The following is a 12,979-nucleotide window of genomic DNA, read 5'->3' as shown; positions in this document are numbered from 1 at the left end:
GTCTCGCGATCAGCGAGGCAGCGGTGATGGGGGGCGTACCGGATCCGTCTCTTGGCCCTCCGCGCCTAGTCTAAGCGAAAGGTCGAGAGTGACCTGACCATCTCTTCATCGATACTTCACCATAGCGACAACGGTCATGGAACGTTCCTGATCGCTGCGGACTTCTGGGGGCACCGTCACTTCGAATGAGGTCCCGCATGAAAGTCACCGCAGCAGGCATCGACCGCATCAAGATCGGCAATGCGGACGCGAGCGGCCAGGGCGCGCATTTCGTCGTTTGGCTTTACCTTCAGGTCGACGAAGGCGGCACGCAGACCGGGCAGGAACTGGTGGTGTCGGTGCCCTACGATGCACGCATGACGTTCGACGATCTCGCCACCCAGGCTTTCGAAAAGGCGCACGCCATGCTTCGCGCCTGCTGCGAGATAGACGAGGCGATGTGGTGGAAGCAGTTCAACCGCAGCCTGGCGCCCCTGCCCGAATGGACGTCGGGCGCCCAGTAGTTGGCAGAACCAGGCCTTGAGGCTGGCGGGATGGGGCGAACGCCGACCAACGCGGATCGCTAGGGGTCGACTTCGCATCGAATGCTCACGCCGGCGCCCTCCTCGGCCGCGTTGACGACGCCCCACAGCGGATCGGGATCGTTAAGGCCTGCCATCCTGGCGCCCGCCTGCAAAGGCAATCCGGAGCCTGCCCAGTACGTCAGAAAACGCCTCTCGGCCCACGTTTGGCCGCGCGAGGCGGAGTTCGCGAGCGAACTGCCGAAGACGCCGAGCAGGAAGACCGGCGATTCCTGCTAGGAAGGCGGAGGTGGAGAAGGGGCGGAGCCGGTGGCGCGCCGATTGCAGACGCTTGGCAACGATATGTGAAGGACTTAAGTGGGGCGGAAAAGAGGGCTGGGGATAGCTGATCCTAACGCCGACGCAACGGAAAGTCCTAAGTTAGACCACGAAAGGCGTCAGAAGCAGACGATGCCGGCTTGCGAGTGTTCCCAACCCCGCCTAAGCATTGCCAATGATGTCACGCACCTATGAGCAGCTTATCCCTAGACGCCTACGCGATCCATTCGAAAAGGCGCTCGCTATGGACACTGGTTACGTCCTCGATTTCAGCGACCGAACCTTTGCAGATTTCTTCTTCGAAGGGCTGAGTATCGACATCTCTGTTTCGAACCTTTTCGACGGCAGAGGAACGTCTAAGGCGAAGCGGCTCCGCTCGTTCATCGAAAGAGCGCCCGCGAACGTAGTTGCGAAGGCGCTGCGCGAGTTATGGGAGTATCGCGAGTCCTTGTCGTGGCCGAGCGTCGGCGTCAGAGACAACTACTTTGCAGTTGTCGCGATATTTGAAGGTGCAAGCGATCACATCGACACATCAGCATTTGAAGCGTTCGAACCCAGTCAAACCCTGGACGAGCTGATTGCGGCGATCCGTCGTGATCTCGATGCGAAGAAGCCCCAAGCAGGGCTTGACCGTCTGCACACGTACTGCATGAAGCGGTTCGCTTCGCTCGTGCGCACGCATGGCGGCGGCGAGTGCGGAGAGAACGATGCGCTGCACGCCAGAGTCGGTCGGTATGTTAAACTGCTTACCGCGCAGCGCAATCTGACTGAGATGTCGGAGCGTATAATCAAAAGCTCAATCAGCGTGTTCGAGTCATTCAATACGATTCGGAACAACAAGTCGTTGGCGCATGACAATTCTGATCTGATTCAACCCGGTGAAGCGCGCTTCATCTTCGATAGCGTGGCTGCACTTCTGCGGTACATCAAGGCTGTGGACGGTCGGTCTTTCGAAGACTGACGAGGGCCAGAAGCGGACCGTCTGGTTGTGACGCAAAAATACGGCGGCGACGTTCAATCTAGACGAGCGTGCCAAACTACTTCCTCTCAAGCTTTGCTCTAGGGTTTTAATCCTTGGATCGTTGCTGATAGCTCATCAAGTTCTGTAGCCGCAGCATCGCCACCGTACGCGGGCAGGGAGATAATATGCAGACGCTTGAAGGTGCTTTTCAACTGTTGTTTCCAGACGCACCGCGGTCGCTGTCCTCTTTTTCAGAGCCGCCGGCACTGCCAGCTGACATATTCGCATTCGCGGGCTACATCCTTGATGGCAGTAGTGCATACCATCATGTTGCGCCCGATAACGGTCCGCCCATCGGATCGCATCAGCTTACCGTCGATGATACGTTGAGAGACCGTGCTATCAAGGTCGGGAAGCAATGGCGTGAGAATGCGACGGAACCGGGTAAGCTTCCCAGTGTCCCACAACACGTGACCGAATTGTGGCGTCAGCTAGCTGACCATGCCCATCAGGACGTTCATTCAGGTCCTTTAATAGGTAAAGAGTTGCCGAGATGGTGGATTGTGCTGCTCGAACTTTTCATGATCGCCGACGAGGCGAGCCAGGACGTCGGGTTTGTCTTAAATAACGTCTTTTACGCCCCTGTGCTGGAGGCTTTCACGCAGGAAGATGTTGTCAGCGGCCGAGAATTCAGACGTGTGCAAAGCGGCACCATCACGCTTTCTACTGCTGATACCAGTGTTCTGTGCGTCCAACCAAAATCTCGCACGCCCTCGGTCGGCTGCACCATGCGGTCCATGAGCCATCACCTTGCGTTGCTTCCGAGATCGGGAGAAGTAAGTGCACGTTGGCAAACCCCGGTGTTCGGAGAACCTGCGGCAGATGCAGGGGCCCTCGGTCTTCTGCTGATCCCCTTCCCATATCGGATACAACCAGAGGCGTTCGTGGCCGGCGGTAACGTGAAAAGCCGTTGGGGATGGTTCGATGTAGAGCAGAGGTGGTTACCCGCAGAATCGGACAAGAGCGGACGCAAAGCATTTGTCGATTTTGTTCTCGAGCTCACGCGAGCAGCTCGGCGCGCCGGGAAGCGTGTCGATGGCGTCGTGCTGCCCGAACTTTCTCTCGACTACGCCCTTTTTGCTCAATTGGCGAAGGCCATGAGTGAGGAGGGTAAAGTGGATTTTCTCATTGCAGGGATCAGCGATCGCGAAAGCCGCAAGGGCAACTTTGTGGCGATAGCTCCGTTCTTCCAATTCGAGGGCGCAACAGATGACTCAGGCCTCAGCTTCCGAATTCGAGAAAAGCATCACCGCTGGAAACTCACCAAAGACCAGATTGAGGCATACGGGATCGGAGATGCACTATCGACTGACCGCAACTGGTGGGAACATCTGGACCTACTAGAACGCGACCTCGACCTTTTCGTCTATCGAGGCGGCACCTCTCTCACAACACTCATTTGCGAAGATTTGGCCCGTGTAGACCCTTGTCAGGTCGTGTTGCGATCCATTGGACCAAATCTGGTGATTGCTTTGCTCATGGACGGCCCGCAACTTGAGGGACGCTGGCCTGGTCGATATGCAACGGTTTTGGCAGAGGATCCGGGATCATCCGTGCTGACCTTCACGTCTCTTGGGCTTATCGAAAGACAAAACGCGCAGCAGCTCGAAAAGCCGAACACGCAGCAGCGCTTTCCGCTTTCAAGCTCTGTAGGGCTGTGGAAGGACGAGGCAAATGGTGTACAGCGCTTGGAGCTTCCACGCAGCGCGGACGCCATCTGCCTGCAGCTCAAAGCAGCCTCAAAGACCGAGCACACTCTGGATGGACGCTCTGATGGCGAATACGCGCACCGGTGGGTGTTTGAAAACTATTTTGGAATTACGGCTGTACCCAACAAACGCCCAAAATGGATTCCCACAGGCGAAGCACGCTAAGACTTGTTCTTGGCGGTCGAACGAGGGCGCAGCGTGCCGTAAGCAGCTTTAGCCTGAGTGCGGAACGCTTTAAAAACCCGCTGCTCTTCTGCCGTACGAGCGGGTAAATTGCGCTCTTTGATTGCGTCCTTCGCATCGCGCGTAACTTTAACGTAACGTTCCTTTAAGTCAGCCATAGTCACTCCGTCGTGAGGAACATAGTCGGTAACTGCCGCCGCTTCAACAGGGATGCGGGCGCTGACATTCCCTAAGCTTCCCGGTTATGGTTCCCCCCTCACCCCACCATCTGCAGCGTCCCATGCCGCCGCACCTCGGCCTCGATCTCCCGCACCAGCGTCTCCAGCGCGGGGTTGCGGGCGTTGCGGGCGCGGCGGATGACGTAGGCTAGGTCAGGCGGCTTGGGGAAATTCTTGTCGGCGATCTCCATGCCGGGCTGCAGATGGCGCTGGCTGAGCAGCGCGACGCCGAGGCCGGAGGTCACGCCGGCGATGATGCCGGCGGCACTCGAACATTCGAACACGATCTCGAACACCGTTCCCTCGTCCTGGCCGAGATCGAGGCCCCAGCGGCGATAGAAGCAGTTCTCGTCGAAGGACAGGAACGGCACCGGCTCGCCTTTCACCAAAGTCAGCTCGGGCGACTTCACCCAATGCAGGCTCTCGCGAAAGAGCAGGACGTCGGTCGGGCGGACCTCGTGCTGGAAGACCTGGATGATGGCCGCGTCGAGGGCGCCTTCGCCCAGCAACTTCTGCAGGGCGAGGCTCATGCGCACCTGCGTGCGCACGCTGACCTCGGGGTAGAGCCGGCGAAACCGGCCAAGAATGCGCGACAGGTCGGTGCAGGTCGTGTCCTCGGTCATCCCCAGCGCGATCTTGCCCTGCAGCGTGCTTTTCGACAGGCTCAGGATCGCCTCGTCATGGATGCCCAGGATGCGCCTTGCATAGCCCAGCAGATCCTGCCCTGAGCTGGTGAACATCGGCGCATTGGCCTTGCGGCTGAGGATTTCGCAGTCGAGGCTCGCTTCCAGCCGCCTGATCTTGTGGCTGACGGCCGACTGCGACAGGCCCAGCATCTCGGCCGCGCGGGTGACGCCGCCATGCTTGTCGATCGCCACCATCGCCCGCAAGGCATCGACATCCAGGCGGCGGTTCATCACTCCAGCCATGACAATCCTCGTTCGAAACGAAGTAATACTCCGCGTCCTGGCGCGGAACCGGTTCTCAGGCAAATGGATATGCCAGATTTCGTGGCTATTTCATGGATGCATCGAAATTTGTCATGTGCAATGGCGCAGGCACGCCGCCATAAGTCGCCATCCGATCGGCCGTGATCCGCCTGGCGCATCGGCGCCGCTGCAACGAAGAGACCGCATGACGTTCCCTCTGCCCCATCGCCTGGTCTGGCCGCTGCTGGCGGCCGCCCTGGTCATCAGCTGGAGTTCCGGCTTCGTCGGCATCCGCTACGCCAGCGAGAACGCCGACGTCATGCTGGTGCTGTTCTGGCGGACCTTGATGTCGGGACTGGTCCTGCTGCCCTTCGCGCTCATGGTCGGGCCGCGCATCGGCGCACGCGCCCTGGTGCAACAAATGGCCTTCGGCGTGGCGATGATGTTCCTCTATCTCGGCGGCTTCGCGCTTGCCATCGGCCAGCGCGTGCCGACCGGCCTCGTCGCACTGATCTCCGACCTCGTCCCGCTCGCCATTGCGGCACTGTCGCAGCCCGTTCTCGGCCACCGACTGACATCGAGGCAATGGACCGGAACGGCGCTCGGGGTGGCCGGCGTGCTGATCGTCTCGCTGAACAGCCTCAGCCTCGGCAGCGCGCCCGCCTGGGCCTACGTGGTGACCATCGCTTCGATGATGGTTTTCGCGCTGGCGACCGTGCTGCAGAAGCGGATGGGGACGATCGACATGCCCATCCACCAGAGCCTGTGCATCCAGTGCCTGACGGCGTCGATCTTCTTTGCCGCCTGCGCCGGGTGGAATGGCGGGCTGATGCCGCCGCTCGATGGCCGTTTTGAGTTCGGCATCGCCTGGCTGGTGCTGTTTTCGACCTTCTTCTGCTACGGCGTCTACTATGTCAGCCTGCGCCTCCATAGCGCAGCGCAGGTCAGCAGCGTCATCTATCTCAGCCCGCCGGTGACGATGCTGTGGGCCTGGCTGCTGTTTGGCGAGCCGCTTTCATGGGCCATGGTCCTCGGCCTCGCGGTGACGCTGTTCGGCGTCTGGCTGACGTCCTCGCGCAGCACTGCATCCAGGGGCGAGGCAGGTTTGCGGCCGGTCGGGCAACCGGCCGATTGATCGAGATCCACGCAAACGCCAACCCAAGGGAGTGACCCCCGATGAAGCTGACTGATTTCAAGGCCCTGACCTTCGACTGCTACGGCACGCTGATCGATTGGGAATCCGGCATGATCGAAGCCCTGAAGCCGCTGACCCAGCGGGTTGGCGGCGCCTTGAGCCGCGACGAGGTCCTGCAGGCGCATGCAAGGCATGAATCGAGCCAGCAGAACTGGACGCCGCAAAAACGCTACAGCGACCTTCTGGCTGTCGTCTACAAGCGGCTGGCCGAGGAATGGGGCGTCGTGGCCACGCCGGAAGAGTGCATCGCCTATGGCCAGAGCGTGAAGGACTGGCCGGCCTTTGCCGATACCGCCGCCGCCCTGCAATATCTGAAGCAGCACTACAAGCTCGCCATCCTCTCCAATGTCGACAATACGAGCTTCTCCTTCAGCAACAGGAAGCTCGGCGTCGATTTCGACGCGGTCTACACGGCCGAGGATATCGGCTCCTACAAGCCGTCGCCCCGGAATTTCGACTATATGCTGGAAAAGCTGGCGACGCTCGGAATCAGCGGCAAGGAGGTCCTGCACACGGCCGAAAGCCTGTTCCACGATCATGCCGTCACCAATGGCCTCGGCCTTAAATCATGCTGGATCCAGCGCCGGCACGCCGATCAGGGTTTTGGCGCCACCATGCATCCCGGCGACATGCCGAAGGTGGACTTCCGCTTCGACAGCATGGCCGACCTGGTGGAGGCGCACAGGGCAGAGGTGCGCGCCTGATTGACCATCCGCAGCGGGGACGTCAGTTCTTTTTGTGGGCGCGATCGAGCGGCTTTCCGGCCGAGGTGCCGGAACCCCACAAGGCGCGGCCGAGCAAGCCCCTGCGTTTGCGCGGGGCGAGATCGATATCGCTGACCAGCTTGGCGCCGCCCTTGCGCCGCTCGAGCGTGATCTTGCGGCTGTGAAAAGCCTCCAGCTCGGCCCGGTGCGCCACGCTGACGATGGTGACATCGGGCAATTCATGGATGATGGTCTCCATCATCTTTTCCTGGCTCTTCTCGTCGAGCGCCGCCGTCGCCTCATCCAGCACGATGATGTCGGGCGCGTGCAGGAGGAGCCGCGCGAAGGCCAGCCGCTGCTTCTCGCCGCCCGACAGGGTCTGGTCCCATGGCGCGTCTTCGTCGATCCTGTCGCCGAGATGACCGAGCCCGACCTTGTCGAGGGCGGCCCTGATCTGCGCAACCGTCCAGTCGTCGGCGGCACCCGGATAGGCCGCCGCCCGGCGCAGCGTGCCCGCGGGGATGTAGGGACGCTGCGGCAGCATGAACATGCGCTTTCCCGGGTGGAAATCGACGCTGCCGCCGCCCCACGGCCACAGGCCCGCTATCGCCCGCACCAGCGTGCTCTTGCCCGAGCCGGATTCGCCCGCCACCAGCAGCCGCTCGCCCGGCTGGATCACGACCTCTGTCTCCTTGACCACGGCGGTGCCGTCATCGAGCGACACCGAGAGGTTGTTGAGGCTCAACATCGTATTGTCCCTGGTCTCGCCGCGATTGATGCGGCCGAGCGCGTCGCTCTCTTCGGCGCGTTCGAGTCCGTCGAGCGACATCATCAGCGAGGCGATGCGCCGTGCCGAGGCGTTCCAGTCGGCGAGCCGCGGATAATTGTCGACCAGCCATCCGAACGCCCCCTGCACTATGGCAAAGGCGGACGCCGCCTGCATGACCTGGCCCAGCGACATCGAGCCGTCGAGGAATTTCGGCGCACACAACAGCACCGGCACGACGGGCGCGAACAGGCTCGACCCCTGCGACACCAGCGCCGTGCGCATGTGCTGGCCGGCGAGCTTCGCCCACCGCCCCAGCACGCCGGCGAAGGTCCTGTCGATGCCGCTGCGCTCTTCCTCCTCGCCGCCGAGCAAGGCGATGCTCTCGCCGTTTTCGCGCACGCGTGTCAGCGTGTAGCGGAATTCCGCTTCCGCCTGGTTCTTCTGCTCGGAGAGTTCGACGAAATGCCGGCCGATGACCACCATCGAGGTGGAGGTGATGGCGGCATAGATGACCGCGGTGATGACGAGGAAACCTGGAATGGTGATGGTCGAGCCGCCGATCGTCAGCGTCAGCGCGCCGCCGATCGTCCACAGCACGACGATGAAGGTCGAGGCCGCCAGGAAGGCGTTGAGGACGCCGGAGACAAAATCGACCGGCGATTCGGTGGCGATCCGCAGATCTTCGGCGATGCGGGCTTCGGGATTCTGGTGATCGCCGCCGACGAGATTGAGCTGGTAATAGCGGCCGTTGGTGAGCCAGCGGCCGATGACGGACGTGGTGAGCCAGGAGCGCCAGCGGCGTTGGATCGTCATGCGCAGATAGACCTGCGCAACGACCAGACTGGCGCTGCCGAGCACCAGCGGCACGAACACGGCGCTCAGGAAATAGACGTTCGGCGCATTGCGTTGCTCGATGGCGTCGAAGATCGAGCGGTTCCAGACATTGATCCCGTACTGGAAGCCGACATTGACACAGATCAGGATCAGGAGCGCGATCGTGCACGGCCAGGCGAGCTTGTCGCCGCGCCGGCTCCAATAGCCGCGCGCGCTGATCCAGAACCGCTTCAAGAGGTATTTCTTGCGCGCCTGCTCGGCCTGTTCGGGGCTCAGCTGCGGATCGGGTTCGACGGCCTCCGGCGGGGGCGCGTCCTCGCCGACGACCTCTGACGCGGCCTCGACATCAGGTGCCTTCTCCCGGCGGGGCTTCCTGGCACCGTTTGGTTTGGCGCCGCCGACCGGCTTCGGTTTGGATTTGATGTCTGCCACAACCGCCATAACGGCCTGGATATCGGAAGGTTTCATTGTGACGGCTCGCCACCGTGCCAAAGCTGTCCTGGTGCCTCGATATCCGACCGCCTCGGCCCGCCTTCACCGCCGCACAATCGCCACCAAGCCACGCGAAGAGCTTGTAAAAACGGAGGTTCGACGATGCGTCTGGTCTGGACTTTGGCGTTCGCGCTGGCGAGCGGTGCGGCCTGTGCCGCTTCACCGGAGGACGACTACATCGCCGCGCGCGACAAGGCGATATCAGCCATAGCCGCGATGGAAAGCGCCAACGCTCCCGTCGAAACGCTCGATGCGGCCAATGAAAAGGCCCGCGCCGATCTCGAACAGCGCCTTTCGGCGCTTCTGGGGCCTTTCACGGTCAAGGGTTTTCCGGCGGCCGGCACGATCAACATCGAAAGCCTCAGTTCCTCCGATGTCGGCTTCGGCATGCTGGACGGGCTGCGTCACGGCACCGAGGACGGCCCCAGCATCGTGGCCTCGACACGCGGGCTGGTCGAACGCTGGCTGCAATCGCGCGCCGCCGAGACCGACGCCGATCTCAAACTGCCGACCAGCTTTGACGCAGCGCTGAAGCTCGACGCCTTCTACACCCAGGCCATCGGCAGCGACGCCGCGTTCACCGGCACGCTAGACTTCAAGCTGAAGACGCCCGACGGCGCCGACATGAGGATCGCCCGCCTCGGCGGCTGGGCACAGGATGTCGGCCCGAATTACGACCAGGAAATCGTCGTCACCCTGGTCAAGGGCGACAGCGTCATGATCGCCGAGGCGCCCGCGACCGTCCCCAAGATCACCGCCTGCGACGCGGTCTGGACCGCCGCCGACGCCGCCGCCCAGAAACTGGTCAAGCAGGCCACCGAGGACAGCGAAGACAACACATCCGATGCCGCCGACGCCGCCTGGGCAAAAGGCGACAGCGACTTCCGCGCCTGCATGGCCAAGACCCTGCCCGATACCCCGGTCTTCCCCACCCTGCTCGCCCAGGCGCAGGCGCTCGCCGACAAGATGGCGGGAAAGTAGGGCGCGACGCAGACGCTGCCGATCTCCCCCCTCGTGGGGGAGATTGGCTGTTTCGCCGATTCCGCCCTTGCGGCCTCCGCACTCCATCACGATATTGTCGTCGCGCCGGCACCCGCCGAGTTGCCGACGCAATTGAAAATGGTTGAAGGAAGTCCTGGACGCGCCACGGCGCGGCGGGCGGGTGAAAAGCGTGGGAAACCTGGAATGACGACAGACACAAAAGCGACGGAAACCAAGGCATTCGAGGCGGATGTTTCGCGGCTGCTGCACATGATGGTGCACTCGGTCTATTCCGACAAGGACGTCTTCCTGCGCGAACTGATTTCCAACGCCGCCGACGCCTGCGAAAAGCTGCGCTTCGAAGCCGTCAGCCGCCCCGAATTGCTGGCCGACGATCCGAAGCCGCGCATTTCGATTTCCGCCGACGCGGACAACAAGCAGATCACCGTCGAGGACAACGGCATCGGCATGAGCCGCGACGACATGACCGAGGCGCTGGGCACGATCGCGCGCTCGGGCACGCGCGCCTTCATCGAGCGCGTCGGCGCCGGCAATGCCGGGGAAGACACGCAGCTTATCGGCCAGTTCGGCGTCGGCTTCTACTCGGCCTTCATGGTCGCGGACCGCGTCGACGTCATCAGCCGCCTGGCGGGAAGCGACGAGGCCTGGCGCTGGTCGTCCGACGGCAAGGGTTCCTACGAGATCGCGCCGGCGCCGCTCGAAGCCGCTCCGAAGCGCGGCTCCCGCGTCGTGCTGCATCTGATGGACGACGCCGTGTCCTACACCGGCTCCTACCGGCTCGAGCAGCTGGCCAAGTCGCAGTCGGGCCACGTGCCGGTGCCGATCACGCTCATCGAGAAACCCGGCGCCGAGGCGCGCGACATCGCCGATGGCACGGCCCTCTGGGTCAGGCCGAAGAGCGAGATCAAGCCCGAGGAATACACCGATTTCTATCGCGGCCTCGCCGGCCAGTATGACGAGCCGGTCGCCACCATCCATTTCCGCGCCGAAGGCAGGCAGGAATACTCGGTGCTGGCCTTCGTGCCCGGCTCGCGTCCGTTCGATCTCTTCGACCAGGACCGCAACGGCCGCATCAAGCTCTATGTGCGCCGCGTCTTCATCACCGACGAGGCCGAGCTTCTGCCGCGCTACCTGCGCTTCATGCGCGGGCTGGTCGATTCCGCCGACCTGCCGCTCAACGTCTCGCGCGAGATGATCCAGGAAAGCCCGCTGCTGGCCGCGATCCGCAAGGGCCTGACCAACCGCGTGCTCGGCGATCTCGCCAAGCTGGCGGAGAACGAGGCCGAGACCTATGCGAAAATCTGGGACAATTTCGGCGTCGTCCTGAAGGAAGGCCTCTACGAGGACCATGAGCGCCGCGAGCAGCTCTTGAAGCTAGCCCGCTTCCGCTCGACGGCCTCGGGCGAAGGCTGGCGCGGCCTTGCCGACTATGTCGCCGCGATGAAGGAAGGGCAGAAGGCGATCTTCTTCATGGCCGGCGACGACCGCGCCCGGCTCGAAGCCTCGCCGCAGCTCGAAGGGTTCAAGGCGCGAGGCATCGAAGTGCTGCTGCTCACCGACCCGGTCGACAGTTTTTGGACGTCGATGGCGCCGGAGTTCGACGGCAAGCCGTTCAAGTCGGTAACGCAAGGCGTGGCCGAACTCTCCGACATTCCCCTGCTTGACGATGCCAGGAAGCCGGACACGGCGGCGACGCCCGAAGTCGACGGCTTCCTGGCCTTCGTCAAGGCGGCGCTTGGTGACGCCGTGTCGGATGTAAAACCTTCCGACCGGCTGACCGAAAGCGCGGTCTGCCTGGTGGCGCCCGAACACGGACCGGACCGCCAGTTCGAGCGGCTGCTCAATGCCGCCGGACGCCTCGACAAGACGGCCAAGCCGATCCTCGAAATCAACCCCCGCCATGAGCGCGTGCTGGCGCTCGCCGGTCTTGGCGACGACGAGCAGGCCTTCAAGGACGATGCCGCCCACCTTCTCTACGACGAGGCGCGCGTGCTCGACGGCGACAAGCCGGCCGACGCCCGGGCGTTCTCGGAGCGCCTGGCGCGGCTGATCGCGAGGGGAATTTCGAAAGGCTAAGCCGGCGCCGCCCAACAGTCCTTCGATGCTGGCTCAATCGCCAGCTGTAGACATCGGGCTTCCAATCACCCACTCTTGACCCCGGGAACAAAACAGGCGCTTCAAAGAAAGCGCACCGGGTGCTCATGAAACGACGATGGACATTGTATGATCCACGGCTGGCCTGGATGCTGGTCGCGCCGGTGCTCCTGCTGCTGATCTTCTTCCTGGTGCTGCCGATCGCCGTGATGGCCGGCTATACCTTCTTCACCTTCGTCACCGCCGGCGTGGAAACCAGCGCGCTGACGACCGCGAACTGGCACGAATTCCTCACCGACAGCTATTATTCCGGCTTCCTTGTGAAGACGCTGCGGGTCGGCGCGATCACGGCGCTGCTGTGCGGGGTACTCGGCTATTTCCCCGCCTATTTCATATGGGCCACCACCTTCAAGCACAAATGGCTGCTCCTGCTTTTGCTGATCGTGCCGTTCTGGATCAGCTTCACCATCCGCACCTTCTCCTGGATCAACATCCTGGGCGAACAGGGCGTCATCAACGTCGCGCTGCTCAAAATGGGCATCATCCATGAGCCGCTGCAGATGCTCTACAATGAAGGCGCGGTCATACTGGGCATGCTGCATTTCCTGCTGCCCTACATGATCCTCAACGTCTATGTCAGCCTGGAGAGCATTGATCGCACGTTGATTTCGGCGGCCCGCTCGATGGGCTGCACGAGCGCGCAGGCGTTCCGCGAGGTGACGCTGCCGTTGTCGCTGCCCGGCCTGGCGGCGGGGTTGCTGCTCTGCTTCGTGCTGGCCGCCGGCAGCTATGTGACGCCGCAGCTCCTCGGCTCGGGCCGCGACGCGCTGTTCGGCAATTTGATCTACGACACCATCATGGGCGAACTGAACTGGCCGATGGGCGCCACGCTTTCGATCGTGCTGTTCGTCGTGCTCGGCTTCTTCGCCGCCGTCTACACGCGCTACATGGGCATGTCGCAGATCGTCAAAGGGCTTGGTGGATGACGGG

Annotated in this window: 11 protein-coding genes; 8 read left to right on the top strand and 3 right to left on the bottom strand. The window is 62.5% G+C overall.

Going from position 1 to position 12,979, the window contains the following annotated elements:
* The first annotated feature begins 197 nt into the window (after window positions 1-197).
* The 3 genes from LB569_RS18820 to LB569_RS18810 all read left to right on the top strand — a co-directional run bounded on the left by LB569_RS18820 (window position 198) and on the right by LB569_RS18810 (window position 3,734).
* On the top strand, window positions 198-503 hold the full coding sequence (locus LB569_RS18820; protein WP_224693624.1) for a hypothetical protein: 306 nt from the start codon (window positions 198-200) through the stop codon (window positions 501-503).
* A gap of 580 nt (window positions 504-1,083) precedes the next feature.
* A complete protein-coding gene (locus LB569_RS18815) occupies window positions 1,084-1,800 on the top strand; it encodes an abortive infection family protein (RefSeq protein ID WP_224693623.1) in 717 nt (238 codons plus the stop codon).
* Window positions 1,801-1,985: 185 nt separating this feature from the next.
* The gene (locus LB569_RS18810; protein ID WP_224693622.1) at window positions 1,986-3,734 is read left to right on the top strand and encodes a hypothetical protein; all 1,749 of its coding nucleotides are present in this window, start codon (window positions 1,986-1,988) and stop codon (window positions 3,732-3,734) included.
* Here LB569_RS18810 and LB569_RS18805 read toward each other — a convergent pair.
* Both LB569_RS18805 and LB569_RS18800 read right to left on the bottom strand, forming a co-directional pair.
* A complete protein-coding gene (locus tag LB569_RS18805; RefSeq protein WP_224693621.1) occupies window positions 3,731-3,910 on the bottom strand; it encodes a hypothetical protein in 180 nt (59 codons plus the stop codon). The two genes, LB569_RS18810 and LB569_RS18805, sit on opposite strands and share 4 nt — an antisense overlap.
* Window positions 3,911-4,008: 98 nt before the next feature.
* Complete coding sequence (locus tag LB569_RS18800) at window positions 4,009-4,899, bottom strand: LysR family transcriptional regulator (protein WP_224693620.1); 891 nt, start codon at window positions 4,897-4,899, stop codon at window positions 4,009-4,011.
* Between the two features lie 205 nt (window positions 4,900-5,104).
* On the opposite strand from LB569_RS18800, the gene LB569_RS18795 reads away from it, so the two are divergent.
* Both LB569_RS18795 and LB569_RS18790 read left to right on the top strand, forming a co-directional pair.
* Window positions 5,105-6,034 carry a DMT family transporter gene (locus LB569_RS18795; RefSeq protein WP_224693619.1) on the top strand — a complete coding sequence of 310 codons (930 nt, stop codon included), beginning with the start codon at window positions 5,105-5,107 and terminating at the stop codon, window positions 6,032-6,034.
* Window positions 6,035-6,075: 41 nt separating this feature from the next.
* The gene (locus tag LB569_RS18790) at window positions 6,076-6,798 is read left to right on the top strand and encodes a haloacid dehalogenase type II (protein ID WP_140708781.1); all 723 of its coding nucleotides are present in this window, start codon (window positions 6,076-6,078) and stop codon (window positions 6,796-6,798) included.
* Between the two features lie 22 nt (window positions 6,799-6,820).
* Here the strand turns inward: LB569_RS18790 and LB569_RS18785 are convergent, their stop codons facing one another.
* Entirely contained in the window at window positions 6,821-8,869 is a 2,049-nt protein-coding gene (locus LB569_RS18785; RefSeq protein ID WP_263494768.1) for an ABC transporter ATP-binding protein/permease, read from the bottom strand.
* A 126-nt stretch (window positions 8,870-8,995) separates the two neighbouring features.
* Here LB569_RS18785 and LB569_RS18780 point away from each other — a divergent pair, with 126 nt between their 5' ends.
* The 3 genes from LB569_RS18780 (at window position 8,996) to LB569_RS18770 (ending at window position 12,975) form a co-directional block, all read left to right on the top strand.
* The gene (locus LB569_RS18780) at window positions 8,996-9,874 is read left to right on the top strand and encodes a hypothetical protein (RefSeq protein WP_224693618.1); all 879 of its coding nucleotides are present in this window, start codon (window positions 8,996-8,998) and stop codon (window positions 9,872-9,874) included.
* Window positions 9,875-10,078: 204 nt separating this feature from the next.
* On the top strand, window positions 10,079-11,971 hold the full coding sequence (htpG, locus tag LB569_RS18775; protein WP_224693617.1) for a molecular chaperone HtpG: 1,893 nt from the start codon (window positions 10,079-10,081) through the stop codon (window positions 11,969-11,971).
* 125 nt (window positions 11,972-12,096) lie between these two features.
* Complete coding sequence (locus LB569_RS18770; RefSeq protein WP_140708787.1) at window positions 12,097-12,975, top strand: ABC transporter permease; 879 nt, start codon at window positions 12,097-12,099, stop codon at window positions 12,973-12,975.
* Window positions 12,976-12,979: the final 4 nt, after the last annotated feature.

Origin of the sequence: Mesorhizobium sp. BH1-1-4, assembly GCF_020165665.1 — a bacterium.
GTDB lineage: Bacteria > Pseudomonadota > Alphaproteobacteria > Rhizobiales > Rhizobiaceae > Mesorhizobium.
Note: the sequence above shows the minus strand (reverse complement) of the source record. Positions and strands in the feature narration are given on the sequence as shown.

Bases quoted from the DNA above. Each gene is read 5' to 3' on its own strand.
- LB569_RS18820 (WP_224693624.1), top strand. From the start codon at position 198: ATGAAAGTCACCGCAGCAGGCATCGACCGCATCAAGATCGGCAATGCG.
- LB569_RS18815 (WP_224693623.1), top strand. From the start codon at position 1,084: ATGGACACTGGTTACGTCCTCGATTTCAGCGACCGAACCTTTGCAGAT.
- LB569_RS18810 (WP_224693622.1), top strand. From the start codon at position 1,986: ATGCAGACGCTTGAAGGTGCTTTTCAACTGTTGTTTCCAGACGCACCG.
- LB569_RS18805 (WP_224693621.1), bottom strand. From the start codon at position 3,910: ATGGCTGACTTAAAGGAACGTTACGTTAAAGTTACGCGCGATGCGAAG.
- LB569_RS18800 (WP_224693620.1), bottom strand. From the start codon at position 4,899: ATGGCTGGAGTGATGAACCGCCGCCTGGATGTCGATGCCTTGCGGGCG.
- LB569_RS18795 (WP_224693619.1), top strand. From the start codon at position 5,105: ATGACGTTCCCTCTGCCCCATCGCCTGGTCTGGCCGCTGCTGGCGGCC.
- LB569_RS18790 (WP_140708781.1), top strand. From the start codon at position 6,076: ATGAAGCTGACTGATTTCAAGGCCCTGACCTTCGACTGCTACGGCACG.
- LB569_RS18785 (WP_263494768.1), bottom strand. From the start codon at position 8,869: ATGAAACCTTCCGATATCCAGGCCGTTATGGCGGTTGTGGCAGACATC.
- LB569_RS18780 (WP_224693618.1), top strand. From the start codon at position 8,996: ATGCGTCTGGTCTGGACTTTGGCGTTCGCGCTGGCGAGCGGTGCGGCC.
- htpG (WP_224693617.1), top strand. From the start codon at position 10,079: ATGACGACAGACACAAAAGCGACGGAAACCAAGGCATTCGAGGCGGAT.
- LB569_RS18770 (WP_140708787.1), top strand. From the start codon at position 12,097: ATGAAACGACGATGGACATTGTATGATCCACGGCTGGCCTGGATGCTG.